We start from the raw sequence: 24181 nt of genomic DNA, 5'->3' as shown, positions 1-24181 counted from the left end.
AGAAGGAAGGAGATGGTTCGTCGGCTCGTCCAGCATCAACAGCAGCGGGCGGCTCCGGCCGTAGAAAATAAATGGTGAGTGTTGCGGAAGCGGGTTGTCAGCGCCAAAAAAACCAGGTGCGGGTGCCGGACCAAAATTCAACAGGCGGCGCAGCGTGCCTGATTTCGGCCGCACCCAATCGGAACCTATTGATATGTCTTTGGCATCGAGGTACGCGTGCCCTGGGCATCATCTCACCTAGCACCAGATTCACCGTCTCATCGTCAAATGGCGCCAACGGGCGGGGCGTATAGCTAGAGACCACCACGAGGAACTCCAATGACACATAGCGAACATGCGGATGCTGCCGTTGTCAGCGAGTCCGATGTGGCGCGCCGTCGTCGGCGCAAGGGTCCAGGAGTTCTGCGTTACATCCCCGGATTCACTTATATCCTGGTGGTGTTCGTCATTGGGCAGCTCGTCTTCGCTGATCCGAGAGCGACGATCTTCGATTATGCCGGCTATCGGCTGGCATGGGTCGAGGTTCTAATGGTCGCCGCGGCCATCGTTGCGATGGCCGAGCAGATCAAGGTATCGGATCCTGGCGTCAACAATATCTACGAAGTTCTGCTGATGGGAGCGATAGCAATCTTGCAGATTGTGCTGTTTGCTCTCGCGGCCGCCGGCGTGCAACGCCTCGCCATGTTCAATAATACCGAATTCCTGCTGCTCACGGTCATCAACGTGGCGCAGACGGTAGTAGCGTTCCAGATCAACGCCGCGACGTTGATGCGGACGATCAGTTCGGATTAGGGAAAGGCAGTTTTCGATGTCCGACGATGAGATGAAGGCCGAGCTGGAGCGCCTGCGCAGCGAGAACGCCGCGCTGAAGAAGGGTGCCACTGCCAGCACGAGGATGAAGGTCAGCGATAAGGGAGCCGTCTCGGTCTACGGCATGGGGCGTTTCCCGGTGACGCTATACAAGGAGCAATGGCTCCGCCTCCTCGACATGGCGGATGAGATCCGCGCCTTCATTGCGGCGAATGAGGCGAAGTTGAAGGCGAAGGAGTGAGGGCGCCGGAGTTGGTCGCAAGAGGGGGCATTACGGTGACAGCATTACGGTGCATTACGGTGACACAGTGCACTTAGTTCGTCGCTTTCAACGGCGGACGCAGGGGGATCGCCGGCATGGCAGCCTTGAAGCCCTCAATGCGGCGAGGACGCTGATTGAATGCACTGTCACCGTAATTCTGACTTGCGTTCATCACTTTTGAGATTACGGATTACGGTGACAGTGCACTTAATTTCTGGCTGACGAAGGGAGCAATCGCCGGCATGGCCACCTTGAAGCCCTCAAGGCCGCGATGTCTCCAATTGAATGCACCGTCACCGCAATTCTGTTCCTGTTGAGTCCTGATTTCTCAAGCTGTCCTGGCGAAGATCGTCAGGACGCCGTTGGCGACGGTGATAGCGACAACCTGTGACGAGCTCAGGCCCTTGGCTTTAAGCGCGGACACCGCCTCTGGCGTCGTGTCGATGGAATCCCGAAGCTTTTGCAGGTCGCTTTCACTTATCGTTGCGACGGCATCCTCGACCTTTGACCGCACCTCGGGCTCGAGGTCCTTGATGTTGACGACCTGTATGCTCCGGATGACGGTGGACTGGTCAGACTGAGCCTGTGGCGGCGCCTTTGGTTGTGCTCCTTGCGCTTGCACCCAAGTGGGCGTTCCGAGGGAGAGCGCTGCAACGATGACGGATGCCGTAGAGATACGCATGAGCATTCCCTTCTTGGTTTGCCCCCAATACCCCACAGAACGCGTTTTCCTCGCTTGAGGTTCCTTGGTTGCGAACGGCTTTAGTCTCTCTTCCACGCTTCGCTTTGCTATCGGCGCTGGTACTGGCAATCCCCTGCTGAGCCCTGCCTACCGGGAACCGGGAACAGTGTGCCAAGATTGTGTCACTTGCGGAGTACGGTGGCCGCAGGTCTGCAATGGGTCAAATGGCAAAATTCCGATCGTGAAGGTGCTTGTCCGCCTGCCTTCAGGGGCGGACTTTAGTAGGCTCGGCACGATGCCGGCGTCGGGGCCAAGGACGCACAGTGTTGTGCGTCCTTGGCCCCGTTCGCAGGCGCTCACGTCCTATGGATTGGCCGGGGCAACTTGTGGCGCAACGAACGGCTCCGTTCGGTGCACGATACCTTCCGCGTACAGTCCGCTTATTTCGGCCGCCGAAAGACCAAGCATCGTCGAGAGGATGTCGGTGGTGTCGTCGCCGATCGACGGCGCTCCGCGCCAGATCTGGCCCGGTGTCAGCGACATCTTCGGAACCACGCCGAAGACCCGGATCGGCACGCCGGACTGACGATCGAGTACCGGGACGGTCATTTCGCGAGCCGCATAGTGCTCGTCGTGATACTGGTCGCGCACGTTGAACACGCGAGCGCAGCCGATCTGAGCCGCGTTCACTGCGGTTTCAACCTCGAGTGCCGTATGCGCAGCGCAATAGTCGCGCAGTCGTCGGTCGAGCTCGCGCCCCTTCTCCGAGTTGACCGCGGCCGCGTCTTTCGAGCATTCGTCGTAGCTGTACTCCACGGGGTCAAGCCCGAGGAATTTCGGCACCCGATCGTAGATTGCGCCGCCGAGCGCGCCGATATAGACCCAGCCATCGCTGCATTTGAACGTATCGTAGGGCTGGAAGCCCGCCGGCCGATTACCGGTATGCCCGGAGACCGCGCCCTCGCCAGTGAAGATCGGCAGTGTATTGCCATTGGTCTGGGCGACCGATTCATATTGCGCGAGGTCGACCACCTGTCCCCGCCCGCTCTTCTTGACCTCCCACAGCGCCATCATCGTTGCCGCCCACCCGGTTAGCGCGGTGACATAGTCGCCGGTATAGGATTTGGCGCGCTGCGGTGGACCGGCGGGGTCGCCGGTCAAATTCATCATGCCGCCGTAGGCCTGCGCGATCGCATCGTAGCCCGGTCGCCCAAGATATTCCTCCTTTCCGTACTGACCGTAGGTGCTGACGCGCACGATCACGAGGCTGGGGTTGACCGCCAGCGCTAGCTCGTTGGTGATGCCGTTACGTTCGCATGTGCCGGGTGCCGATGATTCCATCCAAACGTCCGAAATCTTCCACAGCGCCATCAAGAGCTCGACGCCGCGCGCCTTCTTGAAATCGAGTCCCATCGACAACTTGTTCTTGGTGACTTCGGCCTCGTCGCCTCCGTGGGGGCGCGGCCCGCGCACCAACTGCGGCGCGGTGAAGCGAAAGACGTCGCCGCCCGGCTTCTCGACGTGAATAACCTCAGCGCCGAACTCTGCGAGCTTGGTGCCAATGTAGGGCTGGGCGATCAGCTGCCCGGTGCCGACCGCACGAATGCCCTCCAACGGACCGAACGCCGGCGTGACGCACGGCGTTGTCGGTCGCTGAAGCTTCTTGATCCACTCCGGGATGGTGCTTCGAAGTTGCTCAATGTTGTCCTCGTCCTTGACGAGCCTTGGATCATGCGGCATGTAACGCGCCCCCCTCATTGTGGGCACCATGCAATCGAAAATTCCAGGTCAAATCAAGATCAATGTCTGCCTTGGGTCGCGTGCGGACGGCACCCTGGCGAGAACTTTCTGACGCTTCTGCAGCATTGGTCGGGTAGGCGCGGTTGGGTGCTCAGTCAGAATGATGTCATCAGACGCTCTACAACCCTGATCGCTTGCGAGGGCGCCGCCACCGCGATCATTTTGCGGGCTCCGGCCAGTTGTAGATCATTCAAGGTTCAGGACGACCGGCTTGCAGCGCGCTCTCGCTCGACGCGTTCCGTTACGTCGCGTGCCATGGCCACCGCGCAGAGTGCTTCGCTCCCAGCATCTCCTTTGACAATGGTAAAAGTCATCTCGACATAAAGTCTGCGCCCGCTCTTATGCAAGGCACGGGTCAGCGTCGGCCGGCCCTGAAGCTTTAGGGTCCCCTTGGTCATCGCCGCATCGAAGCCACCCCAGTGTGCGGCCCGGAGATGCTCAGGTATGATCAGGTCGAGGCTTTGCCCGATCGCCTCTTCCGCGGAAAAGCCAAACAACGCGGTACAGGCGCGGTTCCAGCGAATGATCTCCCCGTTGCGGTCGGCGCAGATGAGAGCGTCACCGACTTGATCGAGTATCTGCTCGGCCAATTCTGACATCGTTTCCACCGATCAGCGGGTATTGTGACCCTCCCGAACCGCCAGGTCGAGTTCATCACAGCAATGGGCGCCACGCCAGCAGGATTCCGACGCAAATCGGTTCTTATGCTTGGAGCTGCGCAGCAACTCATGATGGTCGAGCCGCGTCGGAAATCTAGTTAGGCCAAGGCTGTTCACCTTCGGCTCGCACGGAACGACCGAGTCACTAAACATATCGGTCCTCAAACCGTGATCTCGCAGGCCCGCCGCTGGCCGGGCGTCCTTACGTGGCCTGACAGGCGGCACGAAAGCTGCCGCTGATCACTAGTTTTCGTACTCTATCGCGCCGGTATGCCGGTCGACCTTGAGCCGCTGAACGAGCGAGTTGTCAAGGGTGACGATTTCCGCGGCAATCGTCTTGTCGTCGCTCTTGAGATCGCCGACTTTCAGACGCTTGTTATTGAGACGGTCGATCCGCAACCCGAGATATCCTCGCACGTCATCGACCGACAGATTCATTGGCGGCGTAACATGCGATCCGAACAGGGCGCCCATTCCACTTTCCATTCCGCGCTGGGTCATGGCGCGGCCGTCTCGCATCATGCCTGTACCCATCATCCCCATCATTCCTGACCCCATCATGCCCCGACCCATCTGCCCCATCATCCCCGAGTGCATCCGGCCAGGCATCATGCACTGCATGCCTGCGCCCATCTCGTCTCGCATCATGCCATGCTCTCCGGTATGCTGGCCGGAGCCCTGCATCATCTCGCGACCTCCGGTCTGCTGATCGGGGCCTTGCATCATGCCCGACCCCATCCGTCCCTGCATGCCCTGTGCAGTCGCAGCCTCAAACGAGAGCGCTACGCCGGCGCTAACGGCCAACGCCCAAAGAGCTGATTTCATCCTCATATTCTTCCTCCATGGAGTGGTCCAAACTGCACATGGACCGGCTAGTTCGTCACGTGATCATGCTTTTGCCTCTTGTCCCATTGCATGGCGCCAACCTTTGCGATCGGGGCGATCAAATCCCGTTGGCCCGCGCGTTCAAACGTCAGCGTCAGCGGCAACGTCTCTCCTTCCTTGAGCGGCTGTTTCAGCCCAACCAGCATGATGTGCATGCCGCCCGGGCTGAAAGTGATCTTTCCGCCGGGCGCGACATCGACCGACAGCATCTCGTGCATCCGGACGATGCCACTCACCTCACTGACGCCGTGGAACTGGACGTTGTCCGCTACGGGCGTCGCGGCGCTCAGCAGGCGATCGGTGATGGCGCCATTATTGGTCACGATTAGATACACCGCCCCGGTTTTCGCGCCGGGCGGTGTGGCGCGCGCCCACGGGTGATCGATCACGATCGCGCGTTGTCCTGACGCCTGGTCGAGCGAAACGAGTCCGAGCAGTAATGCCAACACGAGATGGCCCATGTGCCTCATCGGAAACTCCACCAACTCCCAGAGCGGCTCGTTTCCTCGTGCACCCAGGCCGCTATCGCTTCACCAGTTTCGTTGCCGTGGATGACGTCCACGAATTTCCCGTTCGGATCGATCAGGTAAATGTACGCGCTGTGGTCAACGAGATAGTCGTTGCTTTCGTTCTCGGATTTCTGCTGCGCGACGTACAACCGGTATTTCCTGAGAACGTCGTCAATCTGATCCTGCGTCCCGGTCAGTCCAACAATGCGCGAATCGAACGGTTTGAGGTATTCACGCATCACCTCGCGCGTATCGCGTCGCGGATCGACCGTTACGAACACGGGCTGCAGGTTGCTCGCACGTTGCCCAAGTTTCTCAAGAGCGATGCTGATACTATTGAGTGCGGTCGGGCATGCATCGGGACAATATGTATAGCCGAAGAAAATCAGCAGCCATTTGCCGCGATAACTTTGATCGGTAACGGTGTCCCCGCTCGTCGACACAAGCTCGAATGGGCCGCCGATTGCGGCCGTTCCCTCTCTGGTAACAGGTGGTGCGCGAGCATGCTGCAGCATCACCCACGTGCTTGCGAGTGGGCTTGCTGTGGCTACTGCCAGCGCAATGGCGATCAAAGCTAAGTGTTCTCGATTCACGGATCGCCTCATTGTGTTTCGAACGTGGCTCGCGGGCTCCCCGAGCGCTGCAGGTACTCCACTCGTTTCGTCAGGAGTTCGCTCCCTTCTCTTCACCTCAGTTGTTCGCAAACAGCGACCTGACCCATTGGATGCCGCGCGCGAAAGCGCCACCGGGGGCTGACACCGTGCTCGATACGCCGCTAGCGCCACGGTCAGTCCGCTGAATTGTCACGCTCCTTTGTTCAACAAGGGGCTTCAAGAATTCGACCAGCTCGGGCGCGTCCCATTCGGCCGGTCCGGTAACCCGGGCGATCTCGTATCCTTCGCGGTCGAGTACCAATGTCGTCGGCAAGCCGATAGCGCCGACCGCCCGAGCCGCTTTTCCGGAGACGTCAAGATAGATCGGGAGATTTTGAATCCCGATCTCGCCGTAGAACTTCATCACCGCATCAACGCCGCCCCGGTCGATCGAAACCGGCACCACTGCGAAGTGTGGCCCTCCCAAGGTCGCCTGCAGCCGGTCAAGCGCGGGCATTTCGCGGCGACAGGGTACGCACCACGTTGCCCAGATGTTGAGGACAAGAGCCTTGTCGGCGAATGCAGTCAGTGTCGTAACCCGACCCGTTGCGTTCTCGAATGCAATCTCCGGTACGGGCTTCCGGGCCGCGTGCACGACGAGGTTTCTCGGCAGGCTCTGCGCGCTTGCATGTGCGATCGTTGCCATTAGAAGCGCAATCGCTATCGACCTGGCCGTGAGCCATGGAACTAACGGCAAGCAGGCACGCTTGGCTGTGGCGTTGGCAGTCATTCGCTTGCATAAATAGTTGGTGGCGCACCATCCTTGAGCACTGCATAGATCGTGAACGGTGCTCTCTTCGGCCCGGTCATGCCCGGAGATCCCTCCGGCATCCCGGGAAGCGTGATTCCGGCGATCGGCGGTCGCTCGGACAGGAGCCTGCGAAGCACCTTTACCGGAACGTGGCCATCGACCACGTAGCCATCGATGAACATGGTATGGCAGCCCTGAAACTGTTCCGGCACGCCCGCTTTTCGACTGATTTCGGCAAGCTCGGTCGTCGGCTTTACGTCAACCGCGAAACCGTTCTTGCGAAGATAGGCAGCGTAGCCTTCGCAGCAGCTGCACTGCGGATTTTTGTACAGCATTGCCCGCGTCGGCTCAGCGGACGCCGGCAACGGAGTGACCAACAGCATGAACGCCGCGCTGTAACAGAAGACTCGTCTGTTCATCTCGTTCTCCATTTGGCACGCGAGTTGTTCAGGTAACCCGCAGCACAGCCATCATTCCGGTCACCTGATGGTCCGTAACGTGGCAGTGAAACATCCAATCACCCGGGTTGTCGGCCACGAACGCAACTTCGGCGGTTGCCTTTGGCGGCACGAGCACGGTGTCAGCCCATTGCCGATGCGGGACGGGAGAGCCGTTCCGGCTCAGCACCCGAAAGCTGTAGCCGTGCAGATGCATCGGGTGCCACCAAGCGGTATCATTTCGGATGGCAATTACGTACGTTCGACCGACGCGGAGAGTGAGCAGCGGTGGCATTTCCGCATGGCCATCGCCGGTGACCGACTTGCCATTGATGGCCCAGCTCGCGCCATGCGCCATGCCGCTCATTCCCATCATGCCCGCGCCGCCCATCATTCCGCCTTGCAGTCTCAATTCGTATCGCTCCGCACCTGTCAGATCGGGCTCGGGCAACGGATTGCGCGTGAGAGAAACCGCTTCGCGTGGGCGCGCGCGGACGGGAGGCGTGTCTTGGTAGACAAGCTTGGTGAGCCAGTAGCTGAGGCCGTCATAGAAATCATCGATGACGCGGTAGTGGCGCCCCGGCTCGCCTTGCATATCGACCACAAGATCGACGCGCATGGCCGGACCAAGCAGTACCCGATCCCGCTCCGGCTGGTGCGGTTCACAAGGCTGTCCGTCGATCGCCACAATGGTCGGACGATGGCCCTCGAAACGGAGCGACATGAGTCGCGCAAGAGAGCTGTTCACGAGCCGTAGCCGGATGCGCTCACCTGCGCGAACCGGCACTTCGTCCGATATGGCTCCATTGAGCGTAACTGTATTGCCGAGACGGCCGGACATCGCCGCATCCATCCGGTTACCGAAGCCGCCCGCGATTTCGGCCTCGGACGTCAGCCGCCAGTCCGCCAGCATCCAGAGAACGTCGCGATCAACCGGAACAGCCGTTGGCTCTTCGACAATGAGCGCGCCCGCCATCCCGCGCCCGAGTTGACGGAGGCTATTCGAATGCGGGTGGTACCAGAACGTCCCGGCATCTGGAGGAGTGAATTCGTAAGTGAAGCTTTCGCCCGGCCTGATCGGCGGCTGCGTCAGACCAGGGACGCCATCCATGGCGTTCGGCAGACGAATGCCGTGCCAATGTACGGTCGTCTCTTCGGGCAGCTCGTTGCGCACGATGATGCGAACGGGCTCACCTTGGCGCACGCGAAGTTCCGGACCAGGGACGTGGTTACCGTAGCACCAGACTTCGGTGACCGGGTGAGGCGAGCCGACGAGAGGCGCCCGACCGATGCCAGCGGTTAGCTCGATTGCCCTCGGCTTGGCAGGTTCGGCGCGCGCGCCATGTCCCCAAGGTGCCGAAGCAGCGAGGGCGGCGCCGCCGATGAGCAGAGTGCGGCGATCAATCGCCGAACGGAATCTAATAGCGTGCATTGCGAAACCGATCCTGTGCGTTGATGCACCGCCACAGGCGTTTGAAAACGCCTATGTGGCAGTGACGCTGCGCGTCCGAGGCGACAAGCTTCACGCGCGCTGGAGGATCACATCGCCGCGCTCGGCGATGTCCCTCAACCCAGGAGGACCGGTCTGGGAGGATAGGGGTCTGGTGGGATCATATGGCCCGCCACACTCGGCGCAGCAGCGTCTGGCACTGCTTCGATTGCAGGCGGCTCAGGCGACGCTTCGGTCGAGGGAAGCGCCAGGAAGCCGTTGCAATGAGCAGGGCATGCTCCCACGGTCATGGCCTTTTGAGTGTCGTTGCAGCCGCCGGATTTCCCTGACATGGGCATGTCAGTGGTCGCAACCATCATCATCACGTCCGCGCTCGCGGCACGCAGGCCATGCGGCACGAGGCTTGCGGCAAATGCGAGCGCAAGTAACAGCGTAATGACGCGTCGAACCTTCTGCGACATATGAACAACATAGCGCTTGCCCGTACAAAAAACTAGGCTGGCAGATGAGAAGGCAAGTTGCTCTTGCTCGTTCCACCGCCGCGTGGCTGCCCATTCACTGACTTGTGAGCGCGGCGACCGGTTTGACGTGCGGAGGAAGCTAGCCGACCCTGAGCCGGCGAACCTTGCGGATCATCTACTGCGGCTATCCCGAGAGATATTTGATCAGCGCCGCGATGCCGAGAATGAGGAGAACGAGGACGAGAAGCCCAACTAGTCCCATACCCCATCCCATTCCGCCCATCATGCTTGTCATGTCGCTCATCATGCGTGATCCCTCCGGATAGGGCAGGGCTGTTGTCGCAGTTGTCGGGCGGGTGGCGTGGCCAGTAGGAGCCGTCGACTTGATTGCAGGAAGTAAAATCGATGGCGCTGGAATCAATACTCCTGATATCCTGCATTATGGCGCGTTTGATCTCAGTGGTGTTGTTGATCTTGGCATTTGCCCTGCCGGGAGCCGCACGGGCGAGTGAACGCACAGGTCATCTCTCTGCGACACTCAGCACCGCAGCGTTGAGCGACACCCAGCGCCTGGCGACCAAGTGCCGCCTCTGTGCCTGGAAAACGTGCGGTGCCTTCGGCCTCACGTGCGGCCCATATTGCGGTTCGACCAGCATTCTCCAACCTGACGCAATAGTTACAGTCTCGCTTACCCGCAAGTCATCGAGAGCCCTTGTTTTTCGCACTCTCCGTGATCACGGCTTTCCGCCGGATCCACATCCTCCCAAGCGTACCGCGCTCAACTGAGCGGCCGCGCTCGCGGCCGTCGCCTATCCATGCGTGTCCGCGCGACGGTCAGTCTTGGCACTTGCTTGCCGCGGGCGACTGACAAGTCGGCACGCGTTCAGGGCAGCTGACGGACGGCGTCCCCGAAGCCGGTAGCTCAGATCGAGAATCACGGCCGACCCTCCAACAGTTGCGACGTGAGCGCGGGAGGAGAAAATGGTTACCGCACGGAATCTGCTGGGGTGCCTTGTCATGCTGCTTTTGGTCGCGTTGATCAAGCTATTCACGAGCGTCAACCCTCACTTCGGGGCATTGGTTGGAGGAATCGATCGCCGTCATATCGTCAACACAGGGTTGGTGCCCTACGCGGCGGTAGGGAAGTTCAAAGGCACCATGACGTGTACGGCGGCAATAGTCCTTGATCCACGGATCATCGTGACCGCGGCCCACTGCCTCATGGAAAGAGACGGAACGATGAGACGATCAAGCTTCTCGTTTCAGCCCGGTTACCAGCCTGGCAGCAACGATACGAGGTTTGATGCGTCCGTCTGGGCGGTCGGATCGAGCCAGAGTCCGGATCATGAAACGGTCGGGGCCGCAGCGAGGGATTGGGCAATACTGGTTATGGATCGTCCACCGTCAGGTGTGCAACCACTCACTATCGGATCGGATTCTTTCGGGGTCCAGGCCTTGCCCGGATTACATGTTCAACTCCCGGCCTATTCCGAAGATGTCGCCGGCGCGGAAGTCCTCAGCGCCGATCTCTCCTGCAGCGTTCATGACCTGGTTTGGGATACCATCATTCACGACTGCATGGCCGGGCGCGGGTCTTCCGGAGCACCGCTTCTGCTGCGCGGGGAACAAGGTTATGAAGTGGTCGGCATTCATGCCGCCGCCGTATTTGAAAATGATCAGCACCGGAACGATGTGAGATTTCTCGGTGGCCAGGCGATTGGGTCTTGGATGTTTGCAAACTCAGTACGTGCTCTTGCGCGGCAGCTGAACACGAAGCCGACTCTGGCGGTCAATTAGGGCCTCATATCTGCAAAGATGACCGGTAGCCCTTGACATGTCGCCCTCCTCTTGAAGCGCGCGACTTCCGCTTAACCCTCGGGAGCCGACGTTCATGACGCCACGTCCCGGTCCGGCCTACTTTGCATGGGGTTGTTTTCGCGATTTTGTATCCGGGTCCTGCGGTGCACCGCCGCGTGGCCCGTCGAACTGCCTTAGCCGGCCCCGAGCGCCATCGCGATCTGGTAGGTCGCGAAGCTCGCGAGGTAAGCCAGCGTCAGCATGTAGAGGAAGGTGACCGCCATCCACTTCCAGCTTCCTGTCTCGCGGCGGATCACCGCCAGCGTCGAGGCGCATTGCGGGGCGAAGATGTACCAGACCAGGAACGACAGCGCGGTGGCCAGGCTCCATTTGGTGGCGAGCATCTGCCCGATCTGGTCGGCGGCTTCCTTGCCGCCTTCGATGGCATAGACGGTGCAGAGGGCTGCGACCGCGACCTCGCGCGCCGCCATGCCGGGGATCAGCGCGACCGCGATCTGCCAGTTGAAGCCGACCGGCGCCAAGAGCGGCTCCAGCGCCTTGCCGATCCAGGCGGCGATGCTGAAGTCGATCGCGGGCGCGGTCGCGCCGTCCGGCGGTTGCGGGAACGAGGCCAGGAACCAGATCAGCACCATCATGGCGAAGATCGTGGTGCCGGCGCGCTGCAGGAACATTTTCGCGCGCGTGTAGGTGCCGATCACGATGCTCTTCAGGCGCGGCAGCTTGTAGTCGGGCAATTCCAGCATGAAGGGCGCGGGCTGGTAGTCGCGCAGCATGAGGAACTTGATCAGGAACGACATCAGCAGCGCGCTGGCGATGCCGGCGGCATAGAGGCCGAACATCACGAGGCCGCGGACGTTGAACCAGCCCCAGACCTGTTCGTCGGGAATGAAGGCCGAGATGATCAGCGTGTAGACGGGGATGCGCGCCGAGCAGGTCATCAGCGGCGAGATCAGGATGGTGGTGAGGCGGTCGCGGCGGTTGTCGATCACCCTTGTCGCCATGATGCCGGGGATGGCGCAGGCGAAGCTCGACAGCAGCGGGATGAAGGCGCGGCCGTGCAGTCCGGCGCCGCCCATGATGCGGTCCATCAGGAACGCCGCGCGCGCCATGTAGCCGAAATCTTCCAGCAGCAGGATGAACAGGAAGATGATGACGATCTGCGGCAGGAACACCACCACGCTGCCGACGCCCGAGATGACGCCGTTCTGCAGGAAGCTCTGCAGCAATCCACCGGGAAGGTTGTCATGCACGAGCTCGCCGAGCGCGCCGAAGCCTTCTGACAGTAATTGCATCAGCGGCTGCGCCCAGGCGAACACCGCCTGGAACATGACGAACAGGATCAGCGCGAGGATCAAGAGCCCCGCCACGGGATGCAGCACGACGGCGTCGATGCGCGCGGTCCAGCTGTCGGGCCGCGTCGGCAGGCCGACGCTCTCGCCGATGATCCGGTCGGCCTCGCGCTGGGTGGCGCGCAGCTGCGCCGCGGTCAGCGGCTGCCAGCGGTTCTCTCCCGCCGGCGCCTTGCCGCTGCCGGCGATCGCGTCGGTGAGGCGCAGCAGCTCGGCGGTGCCGCCCTTGCGCACCGCGATCGAGGTCACCACGGGGATGCCGAGCGACGCGGCGAGCCTGGCCACGTCCACCGTCACGCCGCGGCGCGTGGCGATGTCGAACATGTTGAGCACCAGCGCCAGCGGCCGGCCGGTGGCCTTCAGCTCCAGCACGAGACGGATGGTGAGCCGCAGATTGGTGGCGTCGGCCACGCACAGCACGAGGTCCGGCCGCGCCTCGCCGGGCGTCTTGCCGAGCACCATGTCGCGGGTGATCTCCTCGTCCGGGCTGCGGCCGCGCAGCGAATAGGTGCCGGGCAGGTCGACCAGCGAAACCTGGCGCCCCCCTGGCGTGACGAAAGAGCCTTCCTTGCGCTCGACGGTGACGCCGGGATAGTTCGCGACCTTCTGCCGGCTGCCGGTCAGCGCGTTGAACAGCGAGGTCTTGCCGCTGTTCGGCGTCCCGACCAAAGCGAGATGCAGCAAGGGGGCTTCCATGATGGCGATCCGAGCCCCGCTAGCCGACGATGATGGCCATGGCCTCGCGGCGGCGGACGGCGATGGTGATGTTCTCGACGCGCACCGCGATCGGGTCGCGTCCGACAGCGCCCTCGTGCAGCACTTCGACGCGCGCGCCCTCGACGAAGCCGAGCTCGATCAGCCGGCTCTCCAGTTCCGCGGCCGACAGCGCCGACCCCGTCGCATCGGCCTCGATGCGGCGGATCACGCCGCAATAGCCGCGTCTGGCCTCTCCAAGCGGAAAGCAGGTGGTCGCCTCGATGCCGTCGGTCATGGCCTGTCATTCCAACCGCATGGCGGCAGGTCAAGCACATGACTTGCAATCGCGTACGATCTTAGAGTGATTATAAGTCGCACATGGCTAAGCGCCCCGGGGCCGCAGGTCCGGGCGACGTTCAGGTTTCAACCTGGATCAGGCCTGCGGCCGCGCCTCGGCGCTGCTGCCGCCGCCTCCGCCATTGGCGCGGGTGCGGAAGTAGTCGAGCACGAACAGGCGAATCGCCGACGACAGATTGCCCTGCTGGCGATTGCTGTCGATCTCCCCGACCAGCTCCGACAGGGTCATGTCGCGCGTGCCGGAGATTTCCTTCATGCCGTTCCAGAACGCCTCTTCGAGGCTGACGCTGGTCTTGTGGCCGGCAACGACGATCGACCGCTTGACGACGGGCGACTTCATGAGGCCTCTCCGTCGTCGAGCCGATGCTGATCGAGCAGTGCCCTGGCGCGCTCCTGCTGCCGTTGCTCCTGCGTGCGCTCGGCCTTGCTGCGGCCGAATCGCGCGCGGTTGGCGTCGGCTGCCTTTGCCGCCTCCTGCTTCGCAACGCGCTTCCTGAATCGCTTCAGATTGACGACATCAGCCATGCGAGTCTCCATCATGCGAAGACCGCGGACAAAAAGCGACAGCGTCGCGAAATAAACTCAATAGCCATCCAGAATCCCCGTATGCCCATCAGATAGCATCAATAACCGAATTCCGCTCTGCGAAAACCAACATTATTGTGCTCTAGCACGGGCCAGCGCGATGGCAATAGCTGAATAATAATGCGCATTCGTTCAGCTGTTATGATCCATAATTATAACAAGCCGCCGCAATGAACGATGATGCGCCTAGCCGGGATGCGTCATCTTGGACGGCTGTACAAGACGATCGAATTCCGCAGCCGTTACAAAGCCGAGCCGCAACGCTTCCTCCTTCAGCGTAGTGCCGCGCGCATGGGCTTCCTTCGCGACTTTCGCCGCGTTGTCGTAGCCGATCTTCGGCGCCAGCGCGGTCACCAGCATCAGCGACCGCTGCATCAGGTCGCGGATGCGTTTCTCGTCGGCGCGTATGCCACTCACGCAGTTCTCGGTGAACGAGCGCGAGGCGTCGGCCAGCAATTGGATGGAATGTATCATACAATATGCCAGCAGCGGTTTGTAGACGTTGAGTTCGAAATGGCCCTGGCTGCCGGCGACCGTGATGGCGGTGTGATTGCCGAATACCTGGCAGCAGACCATGGTCATCGCCTCGCACTGGGTCGGGTTGACCTTGCCGGGCATGATCGAGGAGCCGGGCTCGTTCTCGGGCAGGATCAGCTCGCCGAGGCCGGAGCGCGGGCCGGAGCCGAGCAGGCGGATATCGTTGGCGATCTTGAACAGGCCGGTCGCGACCGAGTTGATGGCGCCGTGCACGGAAACATAGGCGTCGTTGGAGGCCAGCGCCTCGAACTTGTTGGGCGCGCTGGTGAACGGCAGTCTTGTGATTTTCGCAACGTGCCGGGCAAAGGACTTCGCGAATCTCGGTTTCGAGTTGAGGCCGGTGCCGACGGCGGTACCGCCCTGCGCCAGCGGATATAATTCCTTCACCGCCACGCGCAGCCGTGCAAGGCCGCTTTCGACCTGCGCGGCATAGCCGGAAAATTCCTGGCCCAGCGTCAGCGGCGTCGCATCCTGGGTATGGGTGCGGCCGATCTTCACGATCCCCGAGAAGGCTTTCTCCTTCTGCCGGAGCGCGCGGCGCAACCCGTCCAGCGCCGGGATGAGGTCGGCCGTGATGTTGCGGGCGGCGGCGACATGCATCGCGGTCGGGAACGAATCGTTCGACGACTGGCTCATGTTGACGTGATCGTTCGGATGCACCGGCGCCTTGGCGCCGAGCCCGCCGCCGAGCAGCTGATTGGCGCGGTTGGCGATCACCTCGTTGAGGTTCATGTTGGTCTGCGTGCCCGAGCCGGTTTGCCAGACCACCAGCGGAAAGTGGTCGTCGAGCCTGCCCTCGATCACCTCCCGGGCTGCGCGGGCGATGGCGCCGGCGCGCCGCGCATCGATGAGGCCGAGTTCGCGGTTGGTCTCGGCGGAGGCGAGCTTGACGATGCCGAGCGCGTGCACGATCGCGGTCGGCATGCGGTCCTTGCCGATCCGGAAATTCTGCCGCGAGCGTTGCGTCTGCGCGCCCCAATAGCGATCGGAAGGAACCTCGATCGGCCCGAAACTGTCGGTCTCGGTGCGGGTAGCTGATTTCGGTGAGCGGGCCATGACGAACGTCCATTGCGCATGAGGGCAGGACGTTCAGTCTATCTTGCGAAAAGCAGGCCGACTATTTCTTGCGGAAGCGGTCGAAGCGCACCACCGTTGCGCCTTCGTCACCCTTCGGCCGCTCTTCCTCGGCCGCGGGTTGGGAGGTCGTGGCGGGCAGGGCAGGAGACGGCGGAACCGCCGGCAGCTTGCCGGCGGGGGCTTCGGCCGCTTCCGCCGGTTCGAATTGCAGGCCGAACTGTACGGACGGATCGAAGAAGCTCTTGATCGCGGCGAACGGCACCACCAGCCGCTCGGGGATGCCGCCGAACGACAGCCCGACCTCGAAGCGATCCTCGCTCACCACCAGATCCCAGAACTGGTGCTGCAGGATGATCGTCATCTCCTCCGGATATTGCGCGAGCAGCCGCGGCGACAGCTTCACGCCGTCGGCTTTCGACAGGAAGGTGATGAAGAAATGATGCTCGCCGGGCAATCCGTGCTCGGCAGCGTCGCTCAGCACGCGACGGAGCACTCCGCGCAGCGCGTCCCGCGCCAGCACGTCATATCGGATGTGATCGGTCGCCATGGTCTTCCTTGCAAATCATCAACTGAATCGGGCTCGGCGGGTCCGTCTCCGACTCGCCTTTCGGCGGCATGCTACCTCGGCCGCACACGGAGGTCAGCAGGGCAGCGGGTCGGAATTTCGGGCAGCAATGCGGCTCCTCGATCGGGCAAACGGGGCAAAATGAAAGTGGAGGCTTCTGTTGCCAGGTGCCTCCGAACCCCGCCTGACGGAGCTTAACCCGTCAGGACTTTAAAGTGGTCTTTCAAACTGCGTTACGCAGCCTGAGCAACCGGAGCATAGTTGTCGTTGGCAACTATAGCAGTAGCCCGATAACGGCGGAACAATACCGGGAAAAAACACGCCCTTTACGCCCTCGTCGATCCTATTTCGCCCCCGCCGAAACCCGCCACCGAAGATAGGCTGGTATGACGGGCTTTGGTGGAGGCGCCGGGTACCGCCCCCGGGTCCGAATGGTTTATTGCGACGGTCGTTTATTTCCATAGCCGGCAAGCCGGCACCCCCAATATAGGGGGCAAAGGTTGAGAAAAACAGTGCCGGAAAAGCACGCTTTGGCGCCGTGACGCCCGGTCGCGCCGGAAAGCTGCCTATCCGGGATTTGGCCGCGTTACCCGGTCCCGAACCAGGCGCTGTTCCGCCGCCGCATCCACCGAGAACCTCCCCCCTGCGCCCGGACCGGCCGCTTGGTGCGTTCTTCAAGTCGGTCTCTCCCGACGGCTTCGCCGGGCTTGTCTAACGCGGCATCGTTCCAGCTTTGCTGGGTTTTGGGCGCCGAGTTAGCTGTTGGGTTTCACTGGCTTTGTTCGACGAAAGTCGCTAGCAAGGCCTCCGGATCAATCCAAGCAAAACGGGCGGCAAGCCTTCGTAGGGGGGAAGTGACGTATGAGTGATGCGCCTAGCCACGAGGCTGGCAAATCCATTTTGCCAAAATGGATTCGGGGCCCGGAGGACTTTATCGGCGGGCTCGCGTTGATGCTGTTTGCGCTGTTTGCGCTATGGGCCTCACGCGACCTACAGGGCATGCACGGATTTTCGTTCGGCGCCGGAACCGCACCGCGGATGTTCGCCACGCTGCTGCTGGCGCTCGGCTTTGCCGTGATGGCGATGGGCATCATCTTCGACGGGCCGCCCCTTCAGAAGTATCACTGGCGCGGCCCGTTCTTCGTGTCGCTGGCGATCATTTCCTTCGCCTTCACGATCCGGCCGTTGGGTCTGGTAGTCTCCGCCTTTGCAAGCTTCATGATCGCGGCCCTCGGAACGCCCGAAACGAGATGGGGCGAGGCCATCATCGTCGGCATCTGTCTGACCATCGGGTGCAGCCTGCTGTTTCCCTATGCGCTCGGGCTGCCGTTCCAGCTCTACCCGCGTTTCATGGTTCAGTGAGGGCGCGATGGCCGATCTTTTCCAAAATCTCGCCCTCGGATTTGGCGTCGCCTTCACGCCCGTCAACCTGATGCTCTGCCTGATCGGCGCGCTGGTTGGTACGCTGGTCGGCGTGCTGCCGGGCATCGGCACCATCGCCACGGTCGCGATGCTGCTGCCGATCACCTTCGGCCTGCCGCCGGTCGGCGCCCTCATCATGCTCGCCGGCATCTATTACGGCGCCCAATATGGCGGCTCGACCACGTCGATCCTGGTCAACATCCCGGGCGAAGCAACTTCGGTGGTCACAACGCTCGACGGTCACCAGATGGCCAAGCAGGGCCGCGCCGGTCCGGCGCTGGCGATCGCCGCGATCGGCTCGTTCTTTGCCGGCTGCGTTGCCACCGTCCTGATCGCCGTGCTCGGCGCGCCGCTGACCAAGCTCGCGCTGGCGTTCGGTCCTGCCGAGTATTTCTCGCTGATGGTGCTGGGCCTGATCTTTGCCGTGGTGCTCGCCAAGGGCTCGGTGCTCAAGGCGATCGCAATGATCGCGTTCGGAATCCTGTTGTCCATGGTCGGCTCCGACATCGAAACCGGCGCCTCGCGCATGGCGTTCAACATTCCGGAGCTCGCCGACGGTCTCGGTTTTGCCACGGTGGCGATGGGCGTGTTCGGCTTTGCAGAGATCATCCGCAATCTCGACGCGGGCGCCGGGTTGAACCGCGACCTGGTGCAGCAGAAGATTACGGGCCTGATGCCGACCAAGCAGGATCTCAAGGAGGCTGCGCCGGCGATTGCCCGCGGTACGGTGCTCGGCTCGATCCTCGGCATCCTGCCCGGCGGCGGCGCCGTTATTTCCTCGTTCGCATCCTATACGCTGGAGAAAAAGATATCGAAGACGCCGCAGATGTTCGGCCGCGGCGCGATCGTCGGCGTCGCGGGACCCGAAAGCGCCAACAACGCGGCGGCGCAGACCTCGTTCATTCCGCTGCTCACGCTCGGCATTCCGCCGAATGCGGTGATGGCGCTGATGGTCGGCGCCATGACGATCCACGGCATCGTGCCGGGCCCTCAGGTGATGCAAAAGCAGCCCGAGCTGGTCTGGGGCATGATCGCCTCGATGTGGCTCGGCAATCTGATGCTGATCATCATCAACCTGCCGCTGGTCGGCATCTGGGTGCGCCTGCTGCGGGTGCCTTACCGGCTGATGTTCCCCTCCATCGTGGTGTTCTGCGCGATCGGCATCTACTCGGTGAACAACGCGCCCACCGACGTCATCCTCGCCGGCGTCTTCGGCCTGGTCGGCTACTGGCTGATCAAGCACGATTTCGAGCCGGCGCCGATGCTGCTCGGCATGGTGCTGGGCCCGCTGATGGAAGAGAACCTGCGCCGGGCGCTGCTGATCTCGCGCGGCGACTGGTCGGTATTCGTGACGCGCCCGTTGTCGGCGGTGCTGATGGCCGTCGCAGCCGCGCTGCTGGTGCTCGCGGTGTTGCCGGCGCTTCGCAGGAAGCGCGACGAGGTGTTCGTGGAGTGACGGGATTCGGCCCTGCGGCGGGACGCCGCGGGGCCGGCCCGGAACCGGGCGGGTCGCGAAGTCCAAAACGGGGGCGGAACGCGAGTTCCGCCTCCTTGTCGTTTCCGGGCAGACGAACATTTCCCTGTATAATGGGTAGGTGATGCCGAGTCGGCCCTGTCGAGGGTTCGGCCCGGCGGCTACATTCGCCGTCCCCTGCAGCGATCCGATCCGACGCCATGAACCAGTATCACGACCTGCTCGAACGCATCCTCGCCGACGGTGTCGAGAAGCACGACCGCACCGGCACCGGCACGCTGTCGATCTTCGGCCACCAGATGCGCTTCAATCTGCAGTCGGGCTTTCCGATGCTGACGACCAAGCGGCTGCCGCTGAAGGCGATCGTGCATGAATTGCTCTGGTTTCTCAAAGGCGACACCAACATCAAATATCTGAAGGACAACGGCGTCACGATCTGGGACGAATGGGCCGACGAGAACGGCGATCTCGGCCCGGTCTACGGCTCGCAATGGCGCTCATGGCCGGCGCCGGACGGCCGGCAGATCGACCAGATCGCCGATGTCGTCGACATGATCAAACGCAACCCGGACTCGCGGCGGCTGATCGTCAGTGCATGGAATCCGGCCGAGGTCGACAGGATGGCGCTGCCGCCGTGCCACTGCCTGTTCCAGTTCTATGTCGCGAACGGAAAACTGTCCTGCCAGCTCTATCAGCGCTCGGCCGACGTCTTCCTCGGCGTGCCCTTCAACATCGCGTCTTACGCGCTGCTCACGATGATGGTGGCGCAGGTCACCGGCCTGAAGGGAGGCGACTTCGTGCATTCGCTGGGCGATGCGCATCTCTATTCCAACCATCTGGAGCAGGCGCGGCTGCAGCTGACGCGCCCGACGCGGCCCTTGCCGACCATGAAGATCAATCCCGACGTGAAGGACATCTTCTCCTTCCGCTACGAGGATTTCGTCCTCGAGAACTACGACCCGCATCCGCACATCAAGGCCGAGGTCGCGGTGTGAGCGATGGTGGCTCTTCCCAGGGGAACACTGCGGCGCCTCGCACTCGCTAAAGTTGATGATGCGCGCCTCCTGTTCGAGAATAATCGCTTTTCGAATTCGTATTATCTCTACGGCTATGGGATCGAGCTTGGCCTGAAGGCATGCATAGCTCGTCTGATGCTGGCTGAAACAGTGCCGGATAAGGCCATTTTGCGGGGATTTCTCGACCATGAGATCGTGAAACTGGTGGGCTTGGCAGGTCTCGCCGATCTCCTTAGAGCCGAGCGCGAGAATCCGGAGTTTGACGTTCGCTGGGCCATTGTCGCCGAATGGTCGGTCGAATCCCGATATGATATGATTGACGCTGTTTCGGCGACTGCCATGAAAGATGCCGTCGAGAACACGGAATTTGGAGTTATGAAATGGCTGCAGCGGTATTGGTAGACGCTGATGTCGAGATGGGGCGTGAACTCGTCCGGATTCTCGACGAGGCCAATTTTCCAGTAACCGGCGCGGCTTGGATTTTCTTTCCCGATGTCGAGGAGTGGCGGCTAATTATCCGTACACCCAAGGCAGAGAAGAATCTTCAGCAGGCTTTGCTGGAAATGGCGGTCGCTTTGGACGAGCGAGGAGACTTGAGAAGACGCCTCGACCTGGCGCGGGTAAAGCTCGTCCCTCCCAAGGACAAGGTACTCGCCGCGATGGGCAGCATAGTCAGGGCAGAGGGCCTTTCGGCGATCCGATTCAGTCGAAACGTCATAAATGGTGTCCTTATTGACGATGCCTTGATCTATCGGCTGGCAGCTTGACTGCTTGGGCATGCATTCCAATCCTCAGGTAGTCCTCATCGCCGCCGTCGCCGAGAACGGCGTGATCGGCGCGGGCGGCGCGATTCCCTGGCGGCTGAAATCCGACATGCAGCGCTTAAAGGCAATCACCCTCGACAAGCCCGTGGTGATGGGGCGCAAGACCTTCGAGTCCTTGCGCCGCCCGCTGCCCGGGCGCACCAACATCGTCGTCACGCGCGATGCGAGCTATCGTGCACCCGGCGCCGTCGTCGCCAATTCGTTCGAGAGCGCCCGTGCTGTCGCGCTCGGTGACGCCTTGCGGCGTTGCGCTCCCGAGATCGCCATCATCGGCGGGGCGGAAATCTATGCACAATGGATGGATGTGGCCGACCGGCTGGAGATCACGGAGGTCCATGCCCGCCCGGAGGGCGACACGCGCTTTCCCGCCATCGATCCGGCGCAATGGGAGGAAGTCTCGCGCGTCGGAAATCCGGCCGGTCCCGACGACGGCGCCGGCTTTTCCTATGTGACATATCGTCGGCGCCGATCACGTTAACTGCGCTAGCCGATGTTTACATTGACTTTTCCGCTCCCGCGCCTAGCTGCTTTGAGGTTGGCGGCGCGTTGTAAGGGCCCAACCGGTCCCCTATAAAGCCGGCCTGAGTTTTGCGAGGCGGGCGGTCCGTGCCGGGCAAGCCCCGCGGAGGAGAGGTTCGAATGCCGTGGAAGAATCAAGGCGGAGGGGGTCCCTGGGGCTCGGGGCCGAAAGGGCCGTGGGGCCAGGGGCCGCAATCGGTCGGGCCGCGTCCGCCGGACCTCGAAGACCTGCTGCGCCGCGGACAGGACAAGATGCAGCAGCTGTTGCCGGGCGGTCATCTCGGCGGCATGGGCATCGCGCTGATCCTGGTCGGTGCGCTGGCGATCTGGGGCCTGTCGGGCTTCTTCCGGGTGCAGTCGGAAGAACTCGGCGTGGTGCTGCGCTTCGGCAAGCATGTGCGCACCGTGCAGCCGGGCCTGAACTATCACCTACCTTATCCGATCGAGACCGTGCTGCTGCCGAAGGCGCTGCGCGTCAACACCATCTCCATCGGCATGACCTTGATCGAGGATTCGGCGCGCCGCGGCCGCAGCATGCGCGACGTGCCGGAGGAGAGCCTGATGCTCACCGGTGACGAGAACATCGTCGACGTCGACTTCACCGTGCTGTGGCGCATCAAGCCCGACGGCGTCGGCAATTTCCTCTTCAACATCCAGAATCCGGAAGGCACCGTGAAGGCGGTGGCCGAAAGCGCGATGCGCGAGCTGATCGGCCGCTCCCTGATCCAGCCGATCCTGACCGGCGCGCGCACCACCATCGAGCAGGGCGTCCAGGAACTGATGCAAAGGACGCTCGACGATTACGGTGCGGGTGTCCTGATCACGCAGGTGCAGATGCAGAAGGTCGACCCGCCCGCACAGGTGATCGAAGCGTTCCGCGACGTGCAGGCGGCTCGCGCCGACCAGGAGCGTCTGCAGAACGAGGCGCAGACCTACGCCAACCGCGTGCTGCCGGATGCCCGCGGCCGCGCCGCGCAGATCCTGCAGGTCGCCGAAGGCTACAAGGAGCAGGCGGTCGCCGAAGCCAAGGGTCAGAGCGCGCGCTTCACCAAGGTGTACGACGAATACGCCAAGGCCAAGGACGTGACGCGGCAACGCATTTATCTCGAAACCATGGAGCGGATCCTCGGGCCCTCGCAGAAGCTCGTCTACGACGGCGGACCGTCCGGATCGAGCATCGTGCCTTATCTTCCCCTCAATGAACTGAGTCCGCCGCGTCAGGCCCCGTCGGCGGCCGGCCAGCAGCAGCAGGGCGGAGGCACGCGATGAGGTCCCCGGTTACAGGTATCGTTACGCTGATCCTGCTGTTTCTGGTCGCGATCGTCGGCTACAGCTCGCTCTTCACGGTGCAGCAGACCGAACAGGCGCTGGTGGTTCGGCTCGGCCGGCCCGTCGACGTGGTGTCGCAGCCGGGCCTGAACTTCAAGGCGCCGTTCATCGACAGCGTCATCAGCATCGACAAGCGCATCCTCGACCTCGAGAACCCGTCGCAGGAAGTGATCGCTTCCGACCAGAAGCGGCTGGTGGTCGACGCCTTCGCCCGCTACCGCATCGAGGACGCGCTGCGCTTCTATCAGAGCGTCGGCTCGATCCAGGCCGCCAACCTGCAGCTCACCACGCTGCTCAATGCGGCGCTGCGCCGCGTGCTCGGCGAGGTCACCTTCATCGCCGTCGTCCGCGACGAGCGCGAGGGGCTGATGAGCAAGATCCGCACCCAGCTCGACCGCGAGGCCGAGGGCTACGGCATCCAGGTGGTCGATGTCCGCATCCGCCGCGCCGATCTGCCCGACGCCAACAGCCAGGCGGTGTATCAGCGCATGCAGACCGAGCGCCAGCGCGAAGCCGCGGAGTTCCGCGCCCAGGGCGGCCAGAAGGCCCAGGAGACCAGGGCCAAGGCGGATCGCGAGGCGACCGTGATCATCGCCGAGGCCAACTCGACCGCCGAGCAGGTCCGCGGCGCCGGCGACGCCGAACGCAACCGCCTGTTCGCCGAGGCCTATGGCAGGGATCCGGACTTCTTCGCCTTCTACCGCTCGATGTCCGCTTATGAGCAGGCGTTGCGCGCCAACGACACCCGCTTCCTGCTGCGTCCGGATTCGGACTTCTTCCGCTTCTTCGGCGGCGCCTCGGGCAAGTCCAATGGCGCGGCCGCGGCGCCGGCGCCGCCGGCGGCACCGAAGCAGTAGTGCCAACGAGGGGCGAGGCGGTTCCGCTTCGCCCCTTGCTTCATAACAAGAACCATTTTCGGGAGGCTGAGGTCCGATGAGGTCCCTTGGGTTCGTCGACTTCCTCATCGGCCTTGGAATCCTGTTCGTTCTGGAAGGCATCCTGTTCGCGGCGAGCCCCGCCTTCATGCGCAGGGCGATGAAGAGCGCGCTGGAGGCGCCCGACAACATCCTGCGTGCGGTAGGCATCGCCTCGGCGGTCGCAGGCCTCGTCCTGATCTGGCTGTTGCGGCGCTAGCTAGTAAGCCAACGCAAACGTGAGCCCGAACGCGGCGGATTTTCGCCGGATTGCCCATCCCGGATGCTTGCGCCGCAGCCCGGTTCGGGCGCAGTGTTGATATCCGTTACCTGTTTGCCT

The 24181-nt window shown here is 62.4% G+C and carries 27 protein-coding genes and 1 other RNA gene; 12 read left to right on the top strand and 16 right to left on the bottom strand.

What is annotated here, in order from left to right:
- Positions 1 to 318 precede the first annotated feature (318 nt).
- Entirely contained in the window at positions 319 to 792 is a 474-nt protein-coding gene (locus tag ACT4OC_RS13625; RefSeq protein WP_444839517.1) for a hypothetical protein, read from the top strand.
- A gap of 16 nt (positions 793 to 808) precedes the next feature.
- Positions 809 to 1051: a hypothetical protein gene (locus ACT4OC_RS13620; RefSeq protein WP_444839516.1), complete on the top strand. Its 243-nt coding sequence runs from the start codon at positions 809 to 811 to the stop codon at positions 1049 to 1051.
- A 349-nt stretch (positions 1052 to 1400) separates the two neighbouring features.
- On the opposite strand, the gene ACT4OC_RS13615 is transcribed toward ACT4OC_RS13620, so the two are convergent.
- From ACT4OC_RS13615 to ACT4OC_RS13575, 9 genes are all read right to left on the bottom strand, one after another.
- Positions 1401 to 1754, bottom strand: a complete 354-nt coding sequence (locus tag ACT4OC_RS13615; protein ID WP_444839515.1) for a hypothetical protein — start codon at positions 1752 to 1754, stop codon at positions 1401 to 1403.
- 363 nt (positions 1755 to 2117) lie between these two features.
- On the bottom strand, positions 2118 to 3494 hold the full coding sequence (locus tag ACT4OC_RS13610) for a CaiB/BaiF CoA transferase family protein (protein ID WP_444839514.1): 1377 nt from the start codon (positions 3492 to 3494) through the stop codon (positions 2118 to 2120).
- Positions 3495 to 3751: 257 nt separating this feature from the next.
- Entirely contained in the window at positions 3752 to 4153 is a 402-nt protein-coding gene (locus ACT4OC_RS13605; protein WP_444839513.1) for a PAS domain S-box protein, read from the bottom strand.
- A gap of 303 nt (positions 4154 to 4456) precedes the next feature.
- Entirely contained in the window at positions 4457 to 5038 is a 582-nt protein-coding gene (locus ACT4OC_RS13600; RefSeq protein ID WP_444839512.1) for a hypothetical protein, read from the bottom strand.
- Positions 5039 to 5085: 47 nt separating this feature from the next.
- Entirely contained in the window at positions 5086 to 5568 is a 483-nt protein-coding gene (locus ACT4OC_RS13595) for a copper chaperone PCu(A)C (RefSeq protein ID WP_444839511.1), read from the bottom strand.
- The gene (locus ACT4OC_RS13590) at positions 5565 to 6200 is read right to left on the bottom strand and encodes an SCO family protein (protein ID WP_444839510.1); all 636 of its coding nucleotides are present in this window, start codon (positions 6198 to 6200) and stop codon (positions 5565 to 5567) included. Before ACT4OC_RS13590 ends, ACT4OC_RS13595 begins: the two co-directional genes overlap by 4 nt.
- A 97-nt stretch (positions 6201 to 6297) precedes the next feature.
- Positions 6298 to 6906 (bottom strand): TlpA family protein disulfide reductase, encoded by a 609-nt coding sequence (locus tag ACT4OC_RS13585; RefSeq protein WP_444839509.1) that lies wholly within the window; start codon positions 6904 to 6906, stop codon positions 6298 to 6300.
- 80 nt (positions 6907 to 6986) lie between these two features.
- Complete coding sequence (locus tag ACT4OC_RS13580; RefSeq protein ID WP_444839508.1) at positions 6987 to 7430, bottom strand: DUF411 domain-containing protein; 444 nt, start codon at positions 7428 to 7430, stop codon at positions 6987 to 6989.
- A gap of 28 nt (positions 7431 to 7458) precedes the next feature.
- Positions 7459 to 8880: a multicopper oxidase family protein gene (locus ACT4OC_RS13575; protein WP_444839507.1), complete on the bottom strand. Its 1422-nt coding sequence runs from the start codon at positions 8878 to 8880 to the stop codon at positions 7459 to 7461.
- Positions 8881 to 10340: 1460 nt separating this feature from the next.
- Here ACT4OC_RS13575 and ACT4OC_RS13570 point away from each other — a divergent pair.
- Complete coding sequence (locus tag ACT4OC_RS13570; RefSeq protein WP_444839506.1) at positions 10341 to 11156, top strand: trypsin-like serine peptidase; 816 nt, start codon at positions 10341 to 10343, stop codon at positions 11154 to 11156.
- Positions 11157 to 11350: 194 nt separating this feature from the next.
- Here the strand turns inward: ACT4OC_RS13570 and feoB are convergent, their stop codons facing one another.
- The 7 genes from feoB to ssrA form a co-directional block, all read right to left on the bottom strand.
- Complete coding sequence (feoB, locus tag ACT4OC_RS13565; RefSeq protein ID WP_444839505.1) at positions 11351 to 13222, bottom strand: ferrous iron transporter B; 1872 nt, start codon at positions 13220 to 13222, stop codon at positions 11351 to 11353.
- Between the two features lie 19 nt (positions 13223 to 13241).
- The gene (locus ACT4OC_RS13560) at positions 13242 to 13517 is read right to left on the bottom strand and encodes a FeoA family protein (RefSeq protein ID WP_444839504.1); all 276 of its coding nucleotides are present in this window, start codon (positions 13515 to 13517) and stop codon (positions 13242 to 13244) included.
- 138 nt (positions 13518 to 13655) lie between these two features.
- Positions 13656 to 13919, bottom strand: a complete 264-nt coding sequence (locus tag ACT4OC_RS13555) for a ribbon-helix-helix domain-containing protein (protein ID WP_444839503.1) — start codon at positions 13917 to 13919, stop codon at positions 13656 to 13658.
- A complete protein-coding gene (locus ACT4OC_RS13550; protein WP_444839502.1) occupies positions 13916 to 14104 on the bottom strand; it encodes a DUF4169 family protein in 189 nt (62 codons plus the stop codon). Before ACT4OC_RS13550 ends, ACT4OC_RS13555 begins: the two co-directional genes overlap by 4 nt.
- Positions 14105 to 14350: 246 nt before the next feature.
- Entirely contained in the window at positions 14351 to 15757 is a 1407-nt protein-coding gene (fumC, locus tag ACT4OC_RS13545; protein ID WP_444839501.1) for a class II fumarate hydratase, read from the bottom strand.
- Between the two features lie 61 nt (positions 15758 to 15818).
- The gene (locus tag ACT4OC_RS13540) at positions 15819 to 16325 is read right to left on the bottom strand and encodes an SspB family protein (protein WP_444839500.1); all 507 of its coding nucleotides are present in this window, start codon (positions 16323 to 16325) and stop codon (positions 15819 to 15821) included.
- 164 nt (positions 16326 to 16489) lie between these two features.
- Positions 16490 to 16859: a transfer-messenger RNA gene (ssrA, locus tag ACT4OC_RS13535) on the bottom strand.
- 345 nt (positions 16860 to 17204) lie between these two features.
- Here ssrA and ACT4OC_RS13530 point away from each other — a divergent pair.
- From ACT4OC_RS13530 to ACT4OC_RS13490, 9 genes are all read left to right on the top strand, one after another.
- The gene (locus tag ACT4OC_RS13530; RefSeq protein ID WP_444839499.1) at positions 17205 to 17705 is read left to right on the top strand and encodes a tripartite tricarboxylate transporter TctB family protein; all 501 of its coding nucleotides are present in this window, start codon (positions 17205 to 17207) and stop codon (positions 17703 to 17705) included.
- Between the two features lie 7 nt (positions 17706 to 17712).
- Positions 17713 to 19221 carry a tripartite tricarboxylate transporter permease gene (locus ACT4OC_RS13525; RefSeq protein WP_444839498.1) on the top strand — a complete coding sequence of 503 codons (1509 nt, stop codon included), beginning with the start codon at positions 17713 to 17715 and terminating at the stop codon, positions 19219 to 19221.
- 218 nt (positions 19222 to 19439) lie between these two features.
- A complete protein-coding gene (locus tag ACT4OC_RS13520; protein WP_444839497.1) occupies positions 19440 to 20234 on the top strand; it encodes a thymidylate synthase in 795 nt (264 codons plus the stop codon).
- A gap of 3 nt (positions 20235 to 20237) precedes the next feature.
- A complete protein-coding gene (locus ACT4OC_RS13515) occupies positions 20238 to 20657 on the top strand; it encodes a hypothetical protein (protein ID WP_444839496.1) in 420 nt (139 codons plus the stop codon).
- Positions 20636 to 21022 (top strand): hypothetical protein, encoded by a 387-nt coding sequence (locus tag ACT4OC_RS13510; protein WP_444839495.1) that lies wholly within the window; start codon positions 20636 to 20638, stop codon positions 21020 to 21022. Before ACT4OC_RS13515 ends, ACT4OC_RS13510 begins: the two co-directional genes overlap by 22 nt.
- A gap of 10 nt (positions 21023 to 21032) precedes the next feature.
- Positions 21033 to 21557 carry a dihydrofolate reductase gene (locus ACT4OC_RS13505; RefSeq protein WP_444839494.1) on the top strand — a complete coding sequence of 175 codons (525 nt, stop codon included), beginning with the start codon at positions 21033 to 21035 and terminating at the stop codon, positions 21555 to 21557.
- A gap of 161 nt (positions 21558 to 21718) precedes the next feature.
- Complete coding sequence (gene hflK, locus ACT4OC_RS13500) at positions 21719 to 22867, top strand: FtsH protease activity modulator HflK (RefSeq protein WP_444839493.1); 1149 nt, start codon at positions 21719 to 21721, stop codon at positions 22865 to 22867.
- The gene (gene hflC / locus ACT4OC_RS13495) at positions 22864 to 23784 is read left to right on the top strand and encodes a protease modulator HflC (protein WP_444839492.1); all 921 of its coding nucleotides are present in this window, start codon (positions 22864 to 22866) and stop codon (positions 23782 to 23784) included. The genes hflK and hflC overlap by 4 nt, the downstream gene beginning before the upstream one ends.
- Positions 23785 to 23860: 76 nt before the next feature.
- On the top strand, positions 23861 to 24061 hold the full coding sequence (locus ACT4OC_RS13490; protein ID WP_444839491.1) for a DUF2065 domain-containing protein: 201 nt from the start codon (positions 23861 to 23863) through the stop codon (positions 24059 to 24061).
- Positions 24062 to 24181: the final 120 nt, after the last annotated feature.

The organism is Bradyrhizobium sp., from assembly GCF_052389815.1.
In the GTDB taxonomy this organism is placed as follows: domain Bacteria; phylum Pseudomonadota; class Alphaproteobacteria; order Rhizobiales; family Xanthobacteraceae; genus Bradyrhizobium.
Note: the sequence above shows the minus strand (reverse complement) of the source record. Positions and strands in the feature narration are given on the sequence as shown.

Coding starts and splice junctions, on each gene's coding strand:
- ACT4OC_RS13625 (WP_444839517.1), top strand. CDS start 319: ATGACACATAGCGAACATGCGGATGCTGCCGTTGTCAGCGAGTCCGAT.
- ACT4OC_RS13620 (WP_444839516.1), top strand. CDS start 809: ATGTCCGACGATGAGATGAAGGCCGAGCTGGAGCGCCTGCGCAGCGAG.
- ACT4OC_RS13615 (WP_444839515.1), bottom strand. CDS start 1,754: ATGCGTATCTCTACGGCATCCGTCATCGTTGCAGCGCTCTCCCTCGGA.
- ACT4OC_RS13610 (WP_444839514.1), bottom strand. CDS start 3,494: ATGCCGCATGATCCAAGGCTCGTCAAGGACGAGGACAACATTGAGCAA.
- ACT4OC_RS13605 (WP_444839513.1), bottom strand. CDS start 4,153: ATGTCAGAATTGGCCGAGCAGATACTCGATCAAGTCGGTGACGCTCTC.
- ACT4OC_RS13600 (WP_444839512.1), bottom strand. CDS start 5,038: ATGAAATCAGCTCTTTGGGCGTTGGCCGTTAGCGCCGGCGTAGCGCTC.
- ACT4OC_RS13595 (WP_444839511.1), bottom strand. CDS start 5,568: ATGAGGCACATGGGCCATCTCGTGTTGGCATTACTGCTCGGACTCGTT.
- ACT4OC_RS13585 (WP_444839509.1), bottom strand. CDS start 6,906: ATGGCAACGATCGCACATGCAAGCGCGCAGAGCCTGCCGAGAAACCTC.
- ACT4OC_RS13580 (WP_444839508.1), bottom strand. CDS start 7,430: ATGAACAGACGAGTCTTCTGTTACAGCGCGGCGTTCATGCTGTTGGTC.
- ACT4OC_RS13575 (WP_444839507.1), bottom strand. CDS start 8,880: ATGCACGCTATTAGATTCCGTTCGGCGATTGATCGCCGCACTCTGCTC.
- ACT4OC_RS13570 (WP_444839506.1), top strand. CDS start 10,341: ATGGTTACCGCACGGAATCTGCTGGGGTGCCTTGTCATGCTGCTTTTG.
- feoB (WP_444839505.1), bottom strand. CDS start 13,222: ATGGAAGCCCCCTTGCTGCATCTCGCTTTGGTCGGGACGCCGAACAGC.
- ACT4OC_RS13560 (WP_444839504.1), bottom strand. CDS start 13,517: ATGACCGACGGCATCGAGGCGACCACCTGCTTTCCGCTTGGAGAGGCC.
- ACT4OC_RS13555 (WP_444839503.1), bottom strand. CDS start 13,919: ATGAAGTCGCCCGTCGTCAAGCGGTCGATCGTCGTTGCCGGCCACAAG.
- ACT4OC_RS13550 (WP_444839502.1), bottom strand. CDS start 14,104: ATGGCTGATGTCGTCAATCTGAAGCGATTCAGGAAGCGCGTTGCGAAG.
- fumC (WP_444839501.1), bottom strand. CDS start 15,757: ATGGCCCGCTCACCGAAATCAGCTACCCGCACCGAGACCGACAGTTTC.
- ACT4OC_RS13540 (WP_444839500.1), bottom strand. CDS start 16,325: ATGGCGACCGATCACATCCGATATGACGTGCTGGCGCGGGACGCGCTG.
- ACT4OC_RS13530 (WP_444839499.1), top strand. CDS start 17,205: ATGAGTGATGCGCCTAGCCACGAGGCTGGCAAATCCATTTTGCCAAAA.
- ACT4OC_RS13525 (WP_444839498.1), top strand. CDS start 17,713: ATGGCCGATCTTTTCCAAAATCTCGCCCTCGGATTTGGCGTCGCCTTC.
- ACT4OC_RS13520 (WP_444839497.1), top strand. CDS start 19,440: ATGAACCAGTATCACGACCTGCTCGAACGCATCCTCGCCGACGGTGTC.
- ACT4OC_RS13515 (WP_444839496.1), top strand. CDS start 20,238: ATGGTGGCTCTTCCCAGGGGAACACTGCGGCGCCTCGCACTCGCTAAA.
- ACT4OC_RS13510 (WP_444839495.1), top strand. CDS start 20,636: ATGGCTGCAGCGGTATTGGTAGACGCTGATGTCGAGATGGGGCGTGAA.
- ACT4OC_RS13505 (WP_444839494.1), top strand. CDS start 21,033: ATGCATTCCAATCCTCAGGTAGTCCTCATCGCCGCCGTCGCCGAGAAC.
- hflK (WP_444839493.1), top strand. CDS start 21,719: ATGCCGTGGAAGAATCAAGGCGGAGGGGGTCCCTGGGGCTCGGGGCCG.
- hflC (WP_444839492.1), top strand. CDS start 22,864: ATGAGGTCCCCGGTTACAGGTATCGTTACGCTGATCCTGCTGTTTCTG.
- ACT4OC_RS13490 (WP_444839491.1), top strand. CDS start 23,861: ATGAGGTCCCTTGGGTTCGTCGACTTCCTCATCGGCCTTGGAATCCTG.